Annotated in this window: 23 protein-coding genes; 17 read left to right on the top strand and 6 right to left on the bottom strand. The window is 44.1% G+C overall.

Features of this window, described 5'->3' with window-relative positions:
• Positions 1–37 precede the first annotated feature (37 nt).
• The 4 genes from ICN10_RS02655 to ICN10_RS02640 all read left to right on the top strand — a co-directional run bounded on the left by ICN10_RS02655 (position 38) and on the right by ICN10_RS02640 (position 4,518).
• Positions 38–691, top strand: a complete 654-nt coding sequence (locus tag ICN10_RS02655) for a cupin domain-containing protein (RefSeq protein WP_216212280.1) — start codon at positions 38–40, stop codon at positions 689–691.
• Positions 692–784: 93 nt separating this feature from the next.
• Positions 785–2,980, top strand: a complete 2,196-nt coding sequence (locus tag ICN10_RS02650; RefSeq protein ID WP_216212277.1) for an OsmC domain/YcaO domain-containing protein — start codon at positions 785–787, stop codon at positions 2,978–2,980.
• Positions 2,981–3,013: 33 nt separating this feature from the next.
• Positions 3,014–3,709, top strand: coding sequence for a nitroreductase (locus ICN10_RS02645; protein WP_216215123.1), 696 nt, complete (start codon positions 3,014–3,016; stop codon positions 3,707–3,709).
• A 233-nt stretch (positions 3,710–3,942) separates the two neighbouring features.
• Positions 3,943–4,518: a phasin family protein gene (locus ICN10_RS02640; protein ID WP_216212273.1), complete on the top strand. Its 576-nt coding sequence runs from the start codon at positions 3,943–3,945 to the stop codon at positions 4,516–4,518.
• 72 nt (positions 4,519–4,590) lie between these two features.
• Here ICN10_RS02640 and ICN10_RS02635 read toward each other — a convergent pair whose 3' ends face one another.
• The 3 genes from ICN10_RS02635 to ahpC all read right to left on the bottom strand — a co-directional run bounded on the left by ICN10_RS02635 (position 4,591) and on the right by ahpC (position 7,611).
• Positions 4,591–5,226: an NAD(P)H-dependent oxidoreductase gene (locus ICN10_RS02635; RefSeq protein WP_216212271.1), complete on the bottom strand. Its 636-nt coding sequence runs from the start codon at positions 5,224–5,226 to the stop codon at positions 4,591–4,593.
• Positions 5,227–5,368: 142 nt separating this feature from the next.
• The gene (gene ahpF, locus ICN10_RS02630) at positions 5,369–6,946 is read right to left on the bottom strand and encodes an alkyl hydroperoxide reductase subunit F (RefSeq protein ID WP_216212266.1); all 1,578 of its coding nucleotides are present in this window, start codon (positions 6,944–6,946) and stop codon (positions 5,369–5,371) included.
• A 101-nt stretch (positions 6,947–7,047) separates the two neighbouring features.
• The gene (ahpC, locus tag ICN10_RS02625) at positions 7,048–7,611 is read right to left on the bottom strand and encodes an alkyl hydroperoxide reductase subunit C (RefSeq protein WP_215347302.1); all 564 of its coding nucleotides are present in this window, start codon (positions 7,609–7,611) and stop codon (positions 7,048–7,050) included.
• A 266-nt stretch (positions 7,612–7,877) separates the two neighbouring features.
• Between ahpC and ICN10_RS02620 the strand changes: the two genes are divergently transcribed.
• The 3 genes from ICN10_RS02620 to ICN10_RS02610 all read left to right on the top strand — a co-directional run bounded on the left by ICN10_RS02620 (position 7,878) and on the right by ICN10_RS02610 (position 11,367).
• Positions 7,878–8,681 (top strand): hypothetical protein, encoded by an 804-nt coding sequence (locus ICN10_RS02620; protein ID WP_255536787.1) that lies wholly within the window; start codon positions 7,878–7,880, stop codon positions 8,679–8,681.
• Positions 8,682–8,781: 100 nt separating this feature from the next.
• The gene (locus ICN10_RS02615; RefSeq protein WP_216212263.1) at positions 8,782–9,609 is read left to right on the top strand and encodes a hypothetical protein; all 828 of its coding nucleotides are present in this window, start codon (positions 8,782–8,784) and stop codon (positions 9,607–9,609) included.
• A 51-nt stretch (positions 9,610–9,660) separates the two neighbouring features.
• On the top strand, positions 9,661–11,367 hold the full coding sequence (locus ICN10_RS02610) for an amidohydrolase (protein ID WP_216212259.1): 1,707 nt from the start codon (positions 9,661–9,663) through the stop codon (positions 11,365–11,367).
• A gap of 92 nt (positions 11,368–11,459) precedes the next feature.
• Here the strand turns inward: ICN10_RS02610 and ICN10_RS02605 are convergent, their stop codons facing one another.
• Positions 11,460–12,137 (bottom strand): DUF1345 domain-containing protein, encoded by a 678-nt coding sequence (locus ICN10_RS02605; protein WP_216212256.1) that lies wholly within the window; start codon positions 12,135–12,137, stop codon positions 11,460–11,462.
• A gap of 391 nt (positions 12,138–12,528) precedes the next feature.
• Between ICN10_RS02605 and ICN10_RS02600 the strand changes: the two genes are divergently transcribed.
• The gene (locus tag ICN10_RS02600) at positions 12,529–13,080 is read left to right on the top strand and encodes a phasin family protein (RefSeq protein WP_255536786.1); all 552 of its coding nucleotides are present in this window, start codon (positions 12,529–12,531) and stop codon (positions 13,078–13,080) included.
• Between the two features lie 17 nt (positions 13,081–13,097).
• On the opposite strand, the gene ICN10_RS02595 is transcribed toward ICN10_RS02600, so the two are convergent.
• Positions 13,098–13,997: a histone deacetylase gene (locus ICN10_RS02595; RefSeq protein WP_216212253.1), complete on the bottom strand. Its 900-nt coding sequence runs from the start codon at positions 13,995–13,997 to the stop codon at positions 13,098–13,100.
• Positions 13,994–14,368 carry a DUF2237 family protein gene (locus ICN10_RS02590; protein WP_068324675.1) on the bottom strand — a complete coding sequence of 125 codons (375 nt, stop codon included), beginning with the start codon at positions 14,366–14,368 and terminating at the stop codon, positions 13,994–13,996. Before ICN10_RS02590 ends, ICN10_RS02595 begins: the two co-directional genes overlap by 4 nt.
• A gap of 61 nt (positions 14,369–14,429) precedes the next feature.
• Between ICN10_RS02590 and ICN10_RS02585 the strand changes: the two genes are divergently transcribed.
• From ICN10_RS02585 to ICN10_RS02545, 9 genes are all read left to right on the top strand, one after another.
• A complete protein-coding gene (locus tag ICN10_RS02585; protein ID WP_216212250.1) occupies positions 14,430–14,840 on the top strand; it encodes a thiol-disulfide oxidoreductase DCC family protein in 411 nt (136 codons plus the stop codon).
• Positions 14,837–15,385: a chalcone isomerase family protein gene (locus ICN10_RS02580; RefSeq protein ID WP_216212247.1), complete on the top strand. Its 549-nt coding sequence runs from the start codon at positions 14,837–14,839 to the stop codon at positions 15,383–15,385. The genes ICN10_RS02585 and ICN10_RS02580 overlap by 4 nt, the downstream gene beginning before the upstream one ends.
• 3 nt (positions 15,386–15,388) lie before the next feature.
• On the top strand, positions 15,389–15,937 hold the full coding sequence (locus tag ICN10_RS02575) for a DUF3833 domain-containing protein (protein WP_216212244.1): 549 nt from the start codon (positions 15,389–15,391) through the stop codon (positions 15,935–15,937).
• 70 nt (positions 15,938–16,007) lie between these two features.
• Positions 16,008–16,442, top strand: a complete 435-nt coding sequence (locus tag ICN10_RS02570; protein WP_216212241.1) for a DUF2452 domain-containing protein — start codon at positions 16,008–16,010, stop codon at positions 16,440–16,442.
• Between the two features lie 34 nt (positions 16,443–16,476).
• On the top strand, positions 16,477–17,457 hold the full coding sequence (locus ICN10_RS02565) for a quinone oxidoreductase (protein WP_370626189.1): 981 nt from the start codon (positions 16,477–16,479) through the stop codon (positions 17,455–17,457).
• Between the two features lie 75 nt (positions 17,458–17,532).
• The gene (locus tag ICN10_RS02560) at positions 17,533–17,946 is read left to right on the top strand and encodes a carboxypeptidase regulatory-like domain-containing protein (protein ID WP_216212238.1); all 414 of its coding nucleotides are present in this window, start codon (positions 17,533–17,535) and stop codon (positions 17,944–17,946) included.
• A 112-nt stretch (positions 17,947–18,058) separates the two neighbouring features.
• Positions 18,059–18,478, top strand: coding sequence for a MarR family winged helix-turn-helix transcriptional regulator (locus ICN10_RS02555; protein ID WP_216212235.1), 420 nt, complete (start codon positions 18,059–18,061; stop codon positions 18,476–18,478).
• Positions 18,479–18,500: 22 nt separating this feature from the next.
• Positions 18,501–18,911: a DoxX family protein gene (locus ICN10_RS02550; RefSeq protein ID WP_216212232.1), complete on the top strand. Its 411-nt coding sequence runs from the start codon at positions 18,501–18,503 to the stop codon at positions 18,909–18,911.
• Positions 18,912–18,965: 54 nt separating this feature from the next.
• Complete coding sequence (locus ICN10_RS02545; RefSeq protein WP_216212229.1) at positions 18,966–19,517, top strand: flavodoxin family protein; 552 nt, start codon at positions 18,966–18,968, stop codon at positions 19,515–19,517.
• Positions 19,518–19,734: the final 217 nt, after the last annotated feature.

Genomic DNA, 19,734 nt, shown 5'->3' with positions numbered 1-19,734 from the left:
TATTCTTACTCCTGTTTATAGATCAGAAATGCAATAAGTGAATATCCACTCCGATTACAGTAAGAGAGTTGTCATTAACCACCATGACCTACCTTGGGTTTCTAGCCCAGAGGCAGGGGTAGAGAGACGTATGCTTGATCGCATGGGTGATGAGGTAGCAAAGGCAACCTCAATTGTTCGCTATCAACCGGGATCCAAATTTCAAACGCATACCCATGAATTTGGTGAAGAGATCTTCGTTTTAGACGGCGTCTTTAGTGACGAGACAGGCGATTATCCTGCTGGCACTTATATGATGAACCCGCCTGGATCTTCACATGCACCATTCAGCCAGTCTGGCTGCACTCTTTTTGTTAAGTTGCGACACCTTGGCCCAGATCAAGTCGAGCAAGAGATAGTCAATACGAAAACTGCCCCTTGGTTTCAGGGGATGGTTCCCGGCCTCAATGTCATGCCCTTAATGACACAGGGTAGCGGATCGACTTTAGTGCGATGGGCGCCTCAAACCTATTTCAATCCCCACAAGCATTATGGTGGCGAGGAAATTTTTGTAGTGGATGGCGTATTTGAAGATGAGCATGGGCGCTACCCGGCTGGCTCCTGGATTAGAAGTCCTCATATGAGCCTGCATCAGCCCTTTAGTAAAGAAGGCTGCACTATTTTTGTAAAGACTGGTCATTTGCTGGACTGATTTAGGTAACTTGATCTAGCGCCAGTGCCTGAATGACATTGCGATGGATAATGGTGCTCACATCATTATTTGCACTATTTTGGAATCATTCCCATGGAAATTAAGGTCAATTTTCTCGACAAGCTGCGTCTTGAAGCTAAGTTCGATGACTTTACGGTAATTGCCGATCAACCTATTCGATACAAGGGTGATGGTTCTGCGCCAGGACCGTTTGATTATTTCTTGGCTTCATCAGCGTTGTGCGCTGCCTACTTTGTGAAGCTGTACTGCGAGACTCGTAATTTATCTACAGAGAATATTCGCCTCTCGCAAAATAATATTGTTGACCCAGAAAATCGTTACAAACAGATCTTTAAGATTCAAGTTGAATTGCCGGCAGATATTTCTGCTGCAGACCGCCAAGGTATATTACGTTCTATCGAGCGCTGCACAGTTAAGAAAGTAGTGCAGGAAGGACCTGATTTTGTTATTGAAGAGGTCGCAAATCTAGACGCCGATGCACAGAGTCTGCTGACCCTAAAACCAAATGCAGGCGCTAGTACACATATTGTTGGTAAAGATCTTCCTTTGGAAGAAACGATTGCCAATATGTCGGCATTGCTCGCAAACCTCGGCATCAAGATTGAAATCGCCTCATGGCGCAATCTCATTCCCAATGTCTGGTCCCTGCATATACGTGATGCACATTCACCAATGTGCTTTACCAATGGCAAAGGCTCAACCAAGGAGAGTGCGCTGGCATCTGCTTTGGGCGAATACATTGAGCGTCTGAGTAATAACCATTTTTATGCGGGCGCTTACTGGGGTGAGGATATTGCGAATGCGGAATTTGTGCATTACCCCAATGAGCAATGGTTTAAGCCTGGCAAGAAGGATGCGTTGCCGACAGAAGTTCTAGATGAGTACTGCCTAAACATCTATAACCCAGACGGCGAGTTGCGCGCATCTAATTTGGTGGATACCAATTCTGGAAATGCGCAGCGTGGTATCTGTTCATTGCCTTATGTGCGTCAATCTGATGGTAAGACAGTCTATTTTCCGTCGAACTTGATTGAAAATCTCTTCGTGAGTAATGGTATGAGTGCAGGTAATGCGCTTGCCGAAGCCCAAGTTCAGTGTCTATCAGAAATCTTTGAGAGAGCAGTTAAGCGAGAAATTCTGGAAAGTGAAATAGCGCTTCCAGATGTGCCGCAGGAAGTCTTGGCTAGATATCCTGGCATTTTGGCGGGTATACAAAGTCTAGAAGATCAGGGCTTTCCGGTTTTGGTAAAGGATGCATCGCTTGGCGGTATCTACCCAGTGATGTGTGTCACTTTGATGAACCCGCGCACGGGTGGTGTGTTTGCCTCTTTTGGTGCGCACCCTAGTTTAGAGGTTGCTCTAGAGCGAAGTCTGACGGAGTTATTGCAGGGACGTAGCTTGGAGGGTTTGAATGATTTGCCTCCACCTACATTTTCAAGTGAAGCAGTAACTGAGCCTAATAACTTTGTAGAACACTTTATTGACTCCAGTGGCATCGTTTCTTGGCGCTTCTTCAGCGCAAAATCCGATTATGAATTTGTTGATTGGGATTTCTCGAGCAAGGGTGAGGATTTCAATGCTAAAGAAGCCGAAACTTTATTTGACATTCTCAAAGAGCTTGGTAAAGAAGTCTATGTAGCTGAATATGACGAGTTAGGGGCAACTGCCTGCAGAATTTTGGTGCCAGGATATTCTGAGGTCTACCCAATCGAAGATCTTGTCTGGGATAACACCAACAAAGCATTGTTATTCCGTGAAGATATTCTGAATTTATCTCGCTTGGATGACGCTTGCTTAACATCGCTACTCGAGCGCTTAGAAAATAATGAGCTTGATGAATACGGTGATATCGCTACGCTCATCGGAATCGAGTTTGATGAGAATACCGTTTGGGGTCAGTTAACAGTGCTTGAATTAAAGCTGCTGATTCAACTCGCTTTAAAACAGTATGAAGAGGCGCATGACTTAGTAGGCGCCTTTCTGCAGTACAACGACAATACGGTCGAACGCAAATTGTTTTACCAAGCAATGGATGCGGCCTTGAAAGTCTTACTAGATGATGAGCTTGAAATGGCTGATTACGAAGTGAACTTCCGCCGGATGTATGGTGATGTTCGTATGGATGCCGTGCTTGGCTCTATCGATGGCAGCGTTCGCTTCTTCGGATTAACGCCAACTAGCATGCGGTTAGAGGGACTTGATAGGCACCATCGCCTAATTGACAGCTATAGAAAGCTGCATCAGGCTCGGACCAAGAAGAGTCTTTAAGCAATCAATATATTTAACCTTCAAAGGTCAATGATGAAAGCATTAACTCCAGCTGAAGCAATTACATCGCGCATGTCAGTGCGAGCATTCACAAAAGAGGGGGTTTCAAAAGAAGTCATTCTCAAGCTACTCAATATCTCTGCGCGCGCACCTTCTGGCACCAATACTCAACCATGGAAAGCTTATGTCATAGAGGGAGCTGCTCTCAATGATCTATGTGAAAAAGTATGTGCAGCGTATGACAGTATTGCTGCCAATCCAGAATTAGCAAAAGAATATCAACCTGCTTATGAGTATTACCCTGCTAAATGGTTTAGCCCCTACATCGATAGGCGTCGTGAAAATGGTTGGGGCTTATATGGATTGCTAGGAATTACTAAAGGCGACAAAGACAAGATGCATGCTCAACACCGTAAAAACTTTGAAGCATTTGGTGCTCCCGTATGTCTATTTTTCACAATCGACAAGGAGCTTGGCAAAGGCTCAATGCTTGACTACGGCATGTTCTTACAAAACATCATGGTCGCCGCAAGAGGCGAGGGTTTGGATACATGCCCGCAGGCGGCCTGGAATGATTACGCAAAGATCATCTTGCCCGCTATTGGTGCCCAGGAGAATGAGATGCTGGTGTGCGGTATGGCACTCGGGTATGCCGATAAAAATGCCTTGGTGAATACCTTTCACACCCCCAGAGTAGCCGCTGAAGAATTCACTACCTGGGTTAAATAGAGGTATTTGGCCCAGGAATTACCGCCACTGCTGGCAAGTTCTGCCTAATTATTAGGCATTTAAATCTAAAGGGCTTATATCTAAGTTATTGATATACCTCATTTAAAGCCTTGAAATGCAGCTTGGTAAAAAATATGTTGCTTTGCAACAAAAATATCTTGCTTTTGGAAAATGTGGCTCTTAAAATGGTGCATCGCAATAAAAAACACAATTAACTAAAGTTAGGATAAATCATGTTTCAAACTCAATTAAACGATCAATTTGCTAATGCACAAGCTAAAGCAATCGAAAACGCTAAGCATTTGGCACAAGTTGCTGTTGAAAGCGCTCAAGAATTAGCTGAAATCAACCAAGCTGCTGCTAAAGATGCTTTAGTTGTTGCTCAAGATGCAAGCTCACAATTGTTAGCAATCAAAGATCCACAACAATTGGCTAAATTGGCTCAGCCAGAAGCTGCTCAAGAAGCTGCTAAATACGCTGCTGCTTACCAAGCTAAAGTAAACCAAGTAGTTCGTAACGGTAACAAAGAAGTTGCTCAAGTAGTTGACGCTTCTATTGATGACGCACGTGCTGATTTGGTTAAGTTTGTTAAAGAAGCTACTAAGACAGCTCCTGCTGGTTCTGAGGCATTTGTTTCTGCATTCAAAACTGCATTTGAGTCTTCACTCCAACAGTTCGACCAAGTTCGCGCATCTGCAACTGACGCATTTGCTAACTTTGAGAAGAGTGTTGATGCTGCTATGGCAAACATTCAAGGTCAATACGCTGTTGCTAAGCCAGCTGCTAAAAGCCGTAAAGCTTCTGCTTAATTAGCTGATTAGTTTTAGTGTTAAAAAAAGCCACCTTCGGGTGGCTTTTTGTTTTTCCAGGAATGAGATTGCTTATTCGATCCAAGTGATAAAACTTTCCTTGGGTTTTCTGACTTTTTTCAGATTCATCAACCAATCCTCATCCGCTTTTCTATAACCTAATGGCATCATAACCACGCTACGTAGGCCTTTTTCTTTGAGGTTAAGGATTTCATCTAGAGCTGCAGCATCAAATCCCTCCATTGGCGTGGAGTCTACTTGCTCGTAGGCGGCTGCAATGAGTGCCGTCCCCAATCCTATATAGGCTTGTTTTGCTGCATGGGTGTAGTTAGTTTCAGCATCTCGAGCGGTATAGCCGCTGAGTAACTTTTGACGATAGATATCTCCAGCTTCACTTTTGAAGTTGCGAATCTTCTCGGTCATATCAAATGATTGATTAATGCGATCTGCTGTGTAGGTATCCCAGGCTGCAAAAACCAGCAAATGAGAAGAGTCGACTATTTGAGATTGATCCCATGCAATCGCCTTAATCTTTTCGCGAATAGCTTTATTGGTAATGACAAGTACCTCATATGGCTGTAATCCGCTGGAGCTAGCAGTGAGGCGAATGGCTTCTAGAATTTGCTCAACCTTCTCCGGAGGTACGGATTTTGTAGAGTCCATTTTTTTGGTTGCGTAACGCCACTGCAGTTTCTCAATTAAGCTCATTCTGATTCCTTCGGGATTGGTGAATATGTATGGATGGTTCAGTGTAATTTATATCTTGATAGTCTGAATAACCGGTAATTCATTTGCATGTAAAAAGGGGTCCTAAGACCCCTTTGTTTTACTGCGGATTCTCTCGATCCTATTAAGCAGCTACCGCCTCTTCTGGCTCGGCAACTGATGAGCGGATCAAGTAATCAAATGCTCCTAGAGAGGCTTTGGCACCTTCGCCCATGGCGATGATGATTTGCTTGTAAGGAACAGTCGTGCAATCACCCGCTGCAAATACGCCAGGTAAAGAAGTTTCACCTTTTGCATCCACAATGACTTCGCCATGTTTTGACAACTCAAGAGTACCTTTGAGCCAATCCGTATTTGGCAATAAGCCAATTTGCACAAAGATGCCTTCAAGCTCAAGCGTATGCTCAGAATTATTGGTGCGATCTTGGTAGCGCAAGCCATTGACTTTGCCACCTGCGCCCAATACCTCTTTGGTAAGAGCGCTCATGATGACGGTTACATTTGGCAGGCTAGCCATTTTCTTCTGAAGAACTGCATCAGCACGTAATTTGCCATCAAATTCAATTAAGGTGACGTGGCTCACAATGCCAGCCAAATCAATTGCAGCCTCAACGCCAGAGTTACCACCGCCAATGACGGCAACACGCTTGCCTTTGAATAAAGGGCCGTCGCAGTGAGGGCAGTAGGCTACACCTTTGCCGCGGTACTCTTGCTCGCCAGGGACATTCATTTCTCTCCAGCGGGCGCCAGTGCTCAAGATAACGGATTTGCTTTTCAGTACCGCACCATTAACTAATTCCACTTCAAGACCATTGGCAGTTTTGCGCAATGCGTTAGCACGCTGCAAATTCATAATGTCGACTTCATAGCTCTTTACGTGTTGCTCAAGCGCTTGAACCAATTTAGGCCCCTCAGTCTCTTTAACAGAGATGAAGTTTTCAATGCCCATGGTATCCATGACCTGACCACCAAAGCGCTCTGCCACGATGCCGGTACGGATGCCTTTACGTGCTGCGTAGATTGCCGCCGCTGAACCAGCAGGTCCACCGCCGATAACTAAAACGTCATATGGATCTTTGGCGGAGAGCTTTGCAGCTTCTTCTTTAGGGCTTGCGGTATCAAGCTTAGCCACAATCTCTTCCACACTCATGCGACCCTGTCCAAACACTTCACCATTCAAGATCACAGTTGGTACAGCCATGATTTGGAATTGATCTACCAATTCTTGATAGAGGGCGCCGTCAACCATTTCATGGGTGACATTCGGGTTCAGGGCTGCCATGAGATTGAGTGCTTGTACAACATCAGGACAGTTATGGCATGACAAAGAAATAAATGTCTGAAAGCTAAGCTTGCTGTCAAGCTTGATGATGCGATCAATGATCTCTTGCTCTACTTTTGCAGGGTAGCCGCTAGCTTGCAAAATGGCCAAAATGAAAGAGGTCATTTCATGGCCCATTGGCAGTCCTGCAAAGGTAATGCGCGCTTCTTGATCGAGCTTGCTTACTGTAAAGCTAGGGATATGCGCAGCTTTACCATCGGTTTTAACGGTAATCTTGTCTGATTGCTCCGCCACTTCATTTAAGAGTTCAAGCATCTGCTTTGAACTGTCGCTGTCGTCTAGGCTGGCCACGAGAACGATAGGGCTAACAATTTTTTCAAAATACACTTTTAACTGAGACTTGATATTGGTATCGAGCATGGTAATTTCCTTGGGTAATTTTTTTTAGGTGAGTCTATTGGGCAGGATCTTGTCCTCTCCAATAGACTCTCCGAAGAGAGTCTATGGATTAGAGCTTCAGCTTAGATCTTGCCTACGAGATCCAAAGAAGGAGTCAATGTTGCTGCGCCTTCTTTCCACTTAGCTGGGCAAACTTCGCCTGGGTGTGCAGCTGTGTACTGTGCAGCTTTTAGCTTGCGTAATGTTTCAGAAACGTCACGTGCGATTTCGTTAGAGTGAATTTCTGCAGTCTTGATCACACCTTCTGGATTGATGATGAATGTGCCGCGCAATGCCAAACCTGCTTCAGGAATGTGAACGCCAAATGCATTTGTCAATGTGTGTGTTGGATCGCCAACGAGTGGGAACTTTGCTTTACCAACAGCAGGAGATGTCTCATGCCAAACTTTGTGTGAGAAATGTGTATCAGTTGTCACGATATACACTTCAGCACCCATCTTTTGGAATTCTGGATAGTTCTCAGCTGCGTCTTCAATTTCTGTTGGGCAGTTGAATGTAAATGCTGCTGGCATAAAAATCAAAACAGACCAATGACCTTTGAGGCTTTCGTCAGTGATAGTTACAAACTTACCGTTGTGGAAAGCTTCAGTCTTGAATGGTTGAACTGCGGTATTAATGATGGACATACTGTGCTCCTTGTTTTGGTTAATCAATTCTTTGGTTGTTAATACAACTGGATGAATTTTGAACCTCAGTTGTTTATTTGTCTAATGAATAAATTTGATATTTATGATCGGATTTATAGATAACTAGCAATTGAGGTGATTTGGGGCGATAAACGCCTACAAAATTGGTTGCAGTCGGCTTATAGAGAATCTGTAACTCCTTGGGATATAGTGCTGCTATCAAAAACAAACGTAATAAATCCCGCTTTAGGACGGCATGGCTTTTCATGAAAATATTGCTAATACTCTTGATCAGTCTTTTTGTATCGGCAAGCTATGCCGAGGATTTGCTAGTCCCGCTTTCGCAGTTCGACAATGATTCTCAGCGCTTAACTAAAAATAAAGTTCTGGAGTTTTGGGGTTATCACAATTACGACAATAACGATAACTATCAAAATGTTTTGAAGTTGCGTTACTACAATCCTCTTGAAGCGGGCGATTGGCAGGGGCGTATCCGTTTAGATACTTCCTATGCCTCCAGTTACAACTCAATTTCCTCTGCCAATAATGCGGGACAGTACAGCGCTGGCAACACTATGGTCACTATCTGGGGGCAAGACAAAACCTTTTTGAAGCCTTTGGGCGCTTTGGTCGGTGGGCGCGTCATATTTCCATTTGGCAACAATGGACAGTGGGCAGTGGGGCCGCAATTGAACTGGTCGTTTGTGCCTACAGTTAACAGTCTTTTGGGTCTGACAGATTTCTCACCCCTGATTCGTTATATGTATGGCTTTGACACTAAAAATAATAGCCTTATTGTGAATCCAACTCAGCCAGCATTAATGCGGAGCCTGCAGCTTTATCCAACTGTTGGCTTCCAGCTATCTCCAAATACCATGCTGCGTTTTTGGGACGAAAATGGCGCTGTTTATAACTCTGCTGGCGGAGGCTGGTTTGTACCAATTGATGCCATGGTGACACATCGCCTTGCGAAAAACTGGGTGGTTGCTATTGGTGGAAGCAAGCAGGTGGTGCAAACCTATCGCCAGTATGACTGGTCATCCTATGCAAAGATTTCTTATAACTTTTAAGAGCTAACACTCTCTTGGATATTAGCTCTGCAGTCTATAATCCCTCTCAAAATTAGCAGCAAATATTCCCCAATCAACATCGATCCCCAATAGAGCTTTTATGAAGAAAAAAATTCTGGCGTCAATCCTCTCAGTTTCAGCAATTTTGACTACCGCGAGCGTTGCTCATGCTGATCAAGGTTTATCACCACTCCCCAAAATTTCAGAAGAGTGGCGCTTTGAAGTGACGCCGTATATTTGGGGCTCTGGTGTTTCGTCCACACTTTTTTATAACGATCGTTACCTCAATACAGCTAAGCTTTCTACAAGCAACGTCCTGGGTGATTTCAAATCTGGAGGCATGATTGCTGCGGAGGCGCATTACGGCAGCTGGGGCATCATGGGCGATCTCGTTTCTGCAACTTTGCAAACGACTAGTAATTCAAATGTTTCTGTGAAGCCACCTTCATTGGGTGGCGCAGCAGTACCGGTTAACGTCGCAGATAAAGTCACGCTGCAACAAAATATTATTACTGGAGCGGTAACCTACACCGCTCTCAATAATCAGAATGTTTACCTGGATGGGTTATTGGGCGCGCGCGGCATCATGGCCACTGCTACTGTCTCAGCAGATTTATCTGCACTCGGATATTCCAAAAGTTTTGTTGACTCAAAATCTATCTCGACTATTGATCCTGTTGTTGGTTTTAAAGGTCGCTATCGTATTGCTGACTCCACTTGGTATATCCCTTTCTATGCGGATATCGGCGGCGGCGGTGGCACTACCAATATGACTTGGCAGGGTGTTCTAGGTGTGGGTAAAACATTTGAAAAATGGGTGGACGTGTCGCTTGCCTATCGTACCTTGTACTACGACATGAAGGGTGATGGGCTTTTGCAGAAAACTACCTTTAAGGGTCCGCAGTTAGCTGCAACATTTAAGTTTTAAATACGCAGCCAACTCATTCTGAGTTCATCAATAAAACACTGGAACAAGTATATGAAACTCGCACCAAAATTACTTTCTGTACTGTTAATGGCGCAATGCGCGGTCACCTTTGCTAAAGGCAATGCGGATACGATTTTTTATGGCGGTCCCATTGTTACAGTGAATGCTAAGAATGAAGAAGTTCAGGCGCTCGCAGTACAAAATGGCAAGATTGTTGCAGTCGGCGCTAAAGATGCAGTTACTAAAGAATGGCAGACTGAATCAACCAAGGTAGTTGATCTAAAAGGTCAAACTTTGATGCCAGGTTTTGTGGAGCCTCATGTGCATATCTTAGTGACCTCAGTGTTCGAAGGTTTGGGCTTAAATTTAAGCAACTTTACTTTGCCTTATGACACCAAAGAAACATTAATTAAGAAAATGAAGGCCGCTCTCAAAGACGTGCCTGCTGGCGGATGGCTTTTTGGTTTTGGTGTTGACCCATCACGCACCACACCTTTTATGGCCGAGCTCACTGCCGATGATTTGGATACGGTTTCTAAAGACGTTCCGATCTTTATCGTGAATCAATCTGGTCATATTGGTTATGTAAACCACAAGGCTTTGGAGTTGGCTGGTGTTACAGATAAAACACCAAACCCTCCTGGTGGCGGTGTTTATGTGAAGGATGCTAAAGGCAGGCTGACAGGCAAATTAGTAGAGCCACCTTCTTACTTGCCATTTATGGCAAAGATGCCAGCCCCTACTGAGACCCAATTATTTAGCGCTATTCAAGGCACTATGAAAAAAATTGCCTCAACCGGTGTAACCACTGCTTCTGAAATGAGTGTTGGTGGCAATTTTGGAGTTGATAAAGAAGTGGCGATTTACAAAGCAATTTTTGCCAAAGATGCTGCGCCTATTCGAATGCGTGGGTATTTGTTTAGCCAGGCTTTGCCTACAGGAAAAACCTCCCTTAAGCCAAATGAGGGTGATGACAAATTACGCTTTATTGGGATTAAATATATTTCGGATGGCTCTACTCAAGGCTTAACGGCTGCTCTAAATGCGCCTTATGCCTACCCAAAAAACTCCCAATGGAGCGGGGCGCTGAACTATAAGGATGCTGATATTTATGCTTCCATGAAAGCCTTCTTTGATCAGGGTTGGCAAATTTCCACCCACTCGAATGGTGATAAGGCGATTGATCAAACTTTAGCTAGCTATTCAAAATTACTTGCTGGCAATCCTAAGCCTCAAGATCGTCGTTTGCGTATGGAACATTTCACTGTCAATACTGAAGCCCAAGTAAAGCAGGCAGCCAAGTTAGGAGTAGTGCCTAGCTTCACTATTGGACACGTAGATTATTGGGGCGCCGCATTTAATGATCATATTATTGGACCAGAGCGCGCTAAGCGCATAGATCCAGCGGGCGACTTCAAACGTGCAGGCGGTAAATTTACATTGCACAGTGATTCACCTGTTTCGAATGTCGGTCCTTTAAATTACGTTAGCGAAGAAGTAACGCGCTTATGGCAGTTGCCACCCCAAAAGGTATTAGGGCCTGATCAAGCGGTTTCGGTTGACGATGCAATCCGTGCTATCACCATCGACGCTGCTTATCAAATCTTTGCAGACAATATCGTTGGCAGCTTAGAGGTTGGCAAGCAAGCCGACTTAGTCATTTTGGAAAAGAATCCCCGCCAAACTGCGCCGGCTGATATTCGTAACATTAAGGTAAAAGGCACGTGGATTGATGGCAAGCCAGTTAGCTTGCAATAAATATCTCTTAATTGTTGTCGGTATTTATTAAAAACACTCGCTGATGCGGGTGTTTTTATTTGCCCACAACAACTTAGAAAAATAAACTGAGTTTAAGTAAACGCCACAACACCTGCGATGAGGTTAATTGCTAACGCAAGCAGGGAAGCATTAAAAACAAAAGCAGTCATTCCCTGGATCATCACTAAAAACCGGATTCGTGAGCTGGCAATGTTCACGTCAGCAGTCTGGCAGGTCATGCCAATCACCATGGAAAAGTAAAGAAAGTCCACATAGGTAGGCCTTTGCTTGCCGGCAAATAGCAGAGGAGCTTCTTTGGTTTTCTCGAATTCTTGGTAGTAGGCATGAGCGTAATGCAGGGCAAAGGCTGTATGTACAAATAACCAAGAGATTGCATACGTCCCTAGAACTAGGCAAACATGACGAATGGCCAAATCAATAGGAAGGGTTTTAATACCCGAGAGAATAATCACGATAGTGATCAAGCTTGCAGCTGCCGCCAAAATAATGATGAGCAGGATGATTGCAGCGCCATCATCTTCTTTCTTTGAAAGCCACAAGATATTTTCTTGGGTTGAAAAGAACATCATGATGTAAGTAAGGGCTAGGTAAAGACTTCCTGCTAGCGCCCAAGAGAGGGCCAGGATAATGGTGGGGGAAGACTCGGAGGAGAGTAGAAAAAATGCCCCAATGCCAGCAATTGCAACAATAATCAGTCTTGAAATGGCGCTGATGTGATGCCAGTGTTGTGTCCAGTGTGTCGCTTTCATAGTGATACTAGTATGCACTTAAAATAAAGCCTGACATCTCCAGGATTGCACTTCTTTATGATTGAATAGTGATGGACAATACAAACAAGCTTAATTAAGTAGAGGGCTGCAAAGTGCGTTCAAACATTAGAAGTTGGAGCTTAGTGGCGGGCGCACTCATTATTTTGGCTGCCTGCATTTTGCCTATTTGTCGACAAGGCCGGCTGAGGCTGATGTCGCAAGTTTGATTAACGTGCTTACCCCCTTTGTTCCCTAGGCTGCATAAGGTGGTTTATTCAAATATCTAGGGCCTATCTTTCTGCAGGGAGCTCTATCTACTGGTATTTCTCTATAGAAACCCATCCGCAGGGGAGTAGATTGGTAACTGACATTACCCATCTGAAAGGTTGATATGAGCAAGAAACCATTTGATATGAAAGCTATGCCGGGACAACAAAGTGCTGTTGATGCAACTAGGGCCGCCGGACGTGTGGCGATGGAAAGTGCTCAGGCGATTGCGCAGATCAATCAGCAGGCTACGCAAGAGTTAGCTGAGATGATTCAAAAGCGGGTGTCTGAGCTAATGAAAACTCAAGATCCTAGATCTGCTTTCGAGTTTGTTCATGCTGAGGTATTGCAGGATGCGGCTAAAGAGATTACTCAATATCACAATCAGTTATTACAGGTATTGAAGAGTGGCAATCAAGAGTTGACTGATATTGCCGAAACAATGATTCAAGAATCTAAAGCAGATCTCATCCACTTTGTAAATGAAGCTACCGATAACGCACCAGTTGGTAGCGAGGCTTACGTATCCGTATTTAAAACATCTTTCAATAATGCGTTGCAGAATTTTGAATTGATTCGTGCCGCAATGGCTGACTCATTCACCAATTTTGAGAAGAGTGTTGAGAACGTCAGTAATCTTTCAGGCCAAAAAGGTTCTTCAATAAAGAAGGGCTGAGCCTTTAAGGCCGCAGTTCAATATTGATTCTGAAATTGCAGGGCGGTTTTGATAGTCTGAAAATGAATATCCACGGTAGATTCAATTTCTTTACCGTAGCCGCCCGCCATTGAGAATGCGATAGGCAGCTGCCGATCTAGTCCGTATTGAAATACCATTTCATCTCGCAGACGCATCCCATCCTTGCTGATATTCAGTCTTCCGAGTCGATCACCCTCATGTGGGTCGGCGCCAGCCAAGAAAACGAGGCAATCTGCCTTAAAGCGTGAATCTAATTGATCAAGAGCCTTACTCAATGAGTGCAAGTAGATTTCATCGTTGCAGCCATCAGCCAGGCCCACATCCAGATCACTTTGCTCTTTCCTAAAGGGAAAATTATTTTCCCCGTGAATAGATAGAGTGAAGATGGAATCATCATTTTGCAAAATGGCTGCAGTGCCGTTTCCCTGATGAACATCCAAATCAATCACAGCAACTTTTAGGGATGGGTTAATTTCTTTTTGCAGAGTCCGGGCTGCGATAGCGGAATCATTAAATACACAAAATCCACTTCCGGTATCGCGATAGGCATGATGAGTGCCTCCAGCTAGATTGGCGGCGATACCTTCTTGCAAAGCCGTTTTGGCTGCAGCTACAGTGGCGCCTGCTGAACGTCGTGAGCGCTCAACCATTTGAGTGCTCCAGGGAAAACCGATTTCTCTTTGCTCTTGCGCAGAAAGTGTCCCATCTATGACTTTGATGAGGTAGCTCGGATCATGCGCATATAAAATTTGTGTATCTGTTGCTGACGGCGCTTCAACCAACTCAATACCTGCTTGCGATCCCACTAAATCTCGTAAGCGTGAGTACTTCTCCATTGGGAAGCGATGTCCTGCCGGTAGCGGCAATACAAAATGGTCGGTATAAAAAGCCTTCAAACTTCTCTCGCATATTCCTTAAGGATATTCATTGGAACTGTTTCCAGTGCCTTAATATGTGTACTTTCTAGCTTGATATATGGAGCGCAGTTGGCGTTTAATGCCTCAACCCAGCGATTGATACACAAGCACCATTGGTCACCCGCAAGTAAGCCAGGGAATCGATATTCTGGTCTGGGGGTAATGAGATCGTTCCCCTTTTGCAGGCTAAATTGCAAAAAAGCATCTGTCACGATGGCGCATACCAAATGACTGCCTACATCTTCTTCGTTAGTTTTGCAGCAACCATCTCTAAAAAACCCTGTTAGAGGATCAAAGGAGCAGGGAATTAGTGGCTCTCCAAATACATTCAGTGCAATCTCATTTTGCATAACAACCTTAATAGTATTAGTGCCAACCAGTTTATTGAATAAGCCGTAAACTTGCTTAACCATGACTCAACTAGAGAAACTCACTTTGTTCTACGATGGCGCTTGCCCACTTTGTCAGGCGGAGATTCTTTTTTTGTCAGGACGCAATCAAGCTAACTTATTGGGTTTTGTCGACATTAATTCTGAGCGGTTTGACCCTCAACAAGTGGGTGTCTCATGTGAAGCTGCACTAGCAGCTATGTATGGCCAATTTGCTAGTGGCAAATTAATACAAGGCGTTGCTGTATTTCCTGAGGCTTATCGCCGAGCGGATTTACCGCGCCTTGCCTGGTTCTTTTCAAGAAAGTCTTTGCAGCCATTCTTAAAATTAGGATATCTATTTTTTGCTAAAAATAGACATGCAATCTCTAGTCTATTTGGGCCGGCCGCACTTCGTTTAGTGAAGTCCAAATCAGGAGCGATCTCTTCATGAAGAAAATACCACTATTTCTGGTGCTGACTTTGTTGACCGTGTTCTTATCAAATGGCTTTGCTCGCGAGCCAATTGAATTACCTTCGAATATCAGTTCTGCAAAATTGCAGGGTAGTGGTCGACTTACTTGGTTTGGTCTCCATGTGTATGATGCCGCGTTTTATCGGGTTGGCTCACTTTCCTCGCCCGATTTCGCATTGAATTTACGCTACCAAAAATCTTTTTCAGGAGCTTCCATTGCTAATCGCAGCGCTGAAGAGATGAAGCGTATTGGGGTGCCAGAGGCTCAGGCAGTGCTTTGGGGGAAAGAGTTAACTACTTTCTTGCCGAATGTTGAGTCTGGACAAACCTTAACAGCAATATATTCCCCCAAGCAAGGGACAACTTTTTATCACGATGGCAAGCAGATCGCTCAAGTACCGGGGGCTGAATTTTCAAAGGCGTTTTTTGGGATTTGGCTTGACCCAAAAACAAGTGCCCCTAAGTTGCGTACCGAGTTACTTGGACAATCCTGTCCTCCACCCATTTTTAGTGAGGCTTGTTAATCCATGAAATCTCTTCTTTCCCGAATCATCGCATTAGTATTCTTTGGCTTATGTTTAGTGTCATGCTCAACGCCACAAGTTTCTCAATACGCCAATGAAAAACCTGTCCTCGATTTGAGTGAATATTTTTCCGGAACGATCGATGCCTATGGCATCTTTACTGACCGTGGTGGTGAAGTAAAGAAACGTTTTACGGTATTAATTAAAGCAAACTGGACCATGGTTGATGGAAAAAAAGTAGGCACTCTGGACGAAAGCTTTGAATATTCTGATGGCACTAAGCAAAAGCGTATTTGGACACTTACAGAGCAGTCCCCGGGAAATTACATTGGTAGGGCGGATGACGTAGTGGGAGATGCGCAGGGTCAATTGTCTGGCAATGCCCTAAATTGGACTTATACCCTTGCTTTGCCAGTTGATGGCACTATTTACAACGTTCAATTTAATGATTGGATGTATCTAGTTACGCCTAAAGTAATGCTCAATAAGGCCAAAATGAGTAAGTTTGGCATTGAGCTCGGCGAAGTAACCTTGAGCTTCTACAAGCGCTAAGCAAAAGCACGGGATTTGTGTCACACTTTCTGCGAACATCATTTATTAACTTTGAAATACAGGGCATTTCATGAGAATCGAAGATACCGATCCAGCGCGTCATGCAGGGATTGAATATCCAATGGAAGTGGGTGCCCCTGTATTTGCGCCTATCAAGGTCACCGAAGAAAAAGACAAGGCTGTTAACGTAGCGCGCCAGAATGCGAAGTTAGAATACGACCGCATCATGGAGCAAGCTGAAGTCTTGATGAAGCAAGCAAAAGCCTTGCAAGCAAGGCTGGATGCTACTGAGATGGTGCACGGCGCCAAATTTAGCTTTAATCCAATCCACGGAAAAATTTACCACCTCTATTACGACAGCAGAAATAGCGTCAATGTCTTAATTCATAACGGTCCAAGAGAATGGAGCTGCGGCATTCCAGATGGTTGGACCTATTCGATGGCGGTGAAGAAGTTAGGTGACAGTACCTGGGCGGTAATTGAAGAAGATGCCCTTACTGTATGATTATTTTCTCTCTATAAAAACAATAAGGTGACACGTGACAAAAGCTCGAGTTGTTAGTCTGACTGAACTAGGTAGCGCAGACGTAATTAAAGTAATGGATAAAGAACTGCCTCCACCAGCAAAAGGTGAAGTGCAAATTCGTCAAACCGCGATTGGTTTTAATTTCATTGACGTTTATCAGCGCTCTGGCGTATACCCTCTAGAGATGCCTACTGGTCTGGGTCATGAGGCTGCAGGCGTTGTTGAAGCTTTGGGCGATGGTGTCACTGACTTTAAGGTTGGTGATCACGTGGTTTATATGAATGCTGGTATCGGTGCATACGCAAGCGCACGTAATGTTGCGGCGGATAAGTTGGTGTTAATACCAAATGGTATTTCTGATGAAGTAGCTGCAGCCGTTTTTTTTAAGGCGATGACTGCGCAATATCTGGTCCAGAAAACATACAAAGTAAAAGCAGGCGATGTGGTGCTTGTGCACGCAGCTGCAGGTGGTGTTGGTCAGATTTTGGCAGGCTGGGCGAAAGCCTTAGGCGCCTTTGTTGTTGGCACAGTTGGCTCTCCAGCAAAGTTTGCTGCCGCTAAAGAGGCAGGTTGTGATGCGGTTGTTGACTACTCTCAGCCCAATTGGGTTGAGGAAGTCATTAAGGCGACTGGTGGCAAAAAAGCCAATGTGGTTTATGACTCTGTTGCAAAGACTACTTTCTTGGGCTCATTGGATTGTGCCGCTCCATTTGGCACAGTTGCTTTATTCGGCGCTGCATCTGGACCGGCTCCAGAGATTCAGCCGGAAATCTTAAACAAGAAAGGCTGCCTGTTTTTAACAAGACCTTCTGTGTTTCCACACAATGCAACTGCAGCCTTATTAAAAGAAAATGCTAAGGCAGTATTTGATGCAATTGCTAAAGGGCAGGTCAAAGTACAAATTGGTGCTAAGTTTTCTTTAGAGCAAGCAGCAGATGCACATCGCGCTGCTGAAGGTAGAAAAGTTTCTGGTGCAATTGTGATGACGCCATAGACTAAAGTGTTCTAGCGTACTAAAGCCCCGCCATCGGGGCTTTTTTTATGACTCAATCAGGCGTAGGATAGAAGTATGAAAACACTTTTAAAAATAATCCTATCCGCCCATTTGGTTTTAATGAGCTCTCTATCTCTGGCGCAAATTCCGGAGACGCAGTATTCACAAGGAATTTCCTATATCACCGGCGGTGTTGGTGAGGGTGAGACGGTAGCTATTCTTGCTGAGGCTAAGCAATGGCCATTGCTTTTGGAGATGTCTCAAATTGAGAATGGCAGGGGCGTCTGGATATTTGGTGCAACCATCAAAATCATGAGTTCAGCTAAAAAGCAGATAGTCTTTGAAGCTCAAGCAGATGGACCTTACATGCTAGTTAACTTAGTGCCTGGCGATTACATGATTGATGCCGTTTATGGAGGTGTAACTCAAAAGCGACCCGTCTCCATAAAGGCTGACTCAACCCAAAAGATCTCGCTCTTCTGGAAATGAAAACCTTCAATTCAGCTTAGACCCACTTAAAAGTGGGTTTTTTATTACCTCCTCTTGCATTTAGTTCGTATTAGTACTAAACTAGTTCTAATTAGTACTTTATAAAAGACAAATGAACTTTTTACCAACCCTGCGCAATCTGGTTTCGGCCTACCAATCCTTTGAGAGGTATTCAGCTCCTGATGTCAAAGCAATGGGGTTGACTACTACTCAGTTTGATGTGATTGCAACATTGGGTAATCAGCCGCCGATGACATGCAAGGATTTGGGTGAAAAGACTTTAGTAACCAAAGGGACCCTTACTGGCGTCCTTGAGCGTCTAGAGGCCAAGGGAATCTTGGAGCGCAACCTCAATCCAGAAGATGCCCGCAGTCAAATGATTGGTCTAACAAAAGAGGGGCAAGCTTTATTTGAGAGGGTTTTTCCAGTGCACCTTCAGCATTTAGAAAAAGCATTTTCAAAATTATCCGAAAAAGAGTTGGCAGAAGTGACCAAGTCTTTGCAAGTGATTAACCTTATTTTTACAAATTAATTTATTTAAAAACGGAGAGAGTATGAATTCAGCATCTAAACCTTTAGCCTTGGTTGCCAGAATATTAATGGCATCTATTTTTATTTCAGCTGGGTTTTCCAAGGTATTGGGATTTGATGGGGTTACTGCTTATATTGCATCCAAAGGATTACCAATGCCAATGATCATTGCCGGACTTACAGTCGCCTTAGAAATTCTTGGCGGCCTTGCGATCATTGTTGGCTATAAAGCCCGTATTGCCGGCCTACTTCTAGGTTTATTTTCTATCCTTGCAGCCTTTATATTCCATAACTTCTGGGCATTTCCTCCAGAACAGGTTTATTTGCAGAATATTATGTTTATGAAGAATCTGAGTATGGCAGGCGGTTTATTTTTATTAACTGTATTTGGCGCTGGCGGATACTCTATTGATGCCAGACTCGAAATTAAGTAATAACGTTTTTTAAGAAAAAATGATTGAGAAGTTAAATATCAAAAGGAGATTAGCATGACAAAAATTGCAGTGGTATTTCATAGTGGCTATGGTCACACAGTAAAACAGGCGGAGGCAGTTGCAAAAGGCGCGAATGCTACATTGGTGGCAATTGATGCTGAAGGTAATTTGACGGATGCACAGTGGGCAACTTTGAATGAAGCTGATGCCATTGTTTTTGGTTCGCCAACTTATATGGGAACTGTTAGTTGGCAATTTAAAAAGTTTGCTGATGCAAGTTCTAAGCAATGGTTTTCGCAGCAATGGAAAGATAAAATATTTGGTGGCTTCACCAATTCAGCCACGATGAATGGTGATAAGCATTCCACCTTGCATTACTTCTTTACTCTAGCAATGCAGCACAATGGCATATGGGTTGGAACTGGATTGATGCCTTCCAACTCTAAAGCGGCCAAGCGTGATGACATTAACTACGTTGGCTCATCTGCTGGAGCGATGATGCAGACCCCATCTGACGCAAGTGCGGATGAGGTGAATGCGGGTGACTTAGAGACGGCTAGACTCTATGGCCAGCGTATTGCAGAAATTACTAAGCGTCTGAAGTGACCTGAGTGTGAGCTAAGTAATTGATTTAATAGAGAAAACCACCTGCGGGTGGTTTTTTTGCTCTTGGTCGACTCAGTTTATAATTTCATAAGTAATTGAATTGAAAGGGATTATTCCCTTAATTCCACTTTTCTGGTTTGTCAGTACCAATGGGTTCTCAGACAATGCCTGGGGTGGTTTGAATCAAGCCATTGCCCTACATGACAGTCAATATATC

Source organism: Polynucleobacter sp. 86C-FISCH (assembly GCF_018882415.1).
Taxonomy (GTDB): domain Bacteria; phylum Pseudomonadota; class Gammaproteobacteria; order Burkholderiales; family Burkholderiaceae; genus Polynucleobacter.
Note: the sequence above shows the minus strand (reverse complement) of the source record. Positions and strands in the feature narration are given on the sequence as shown.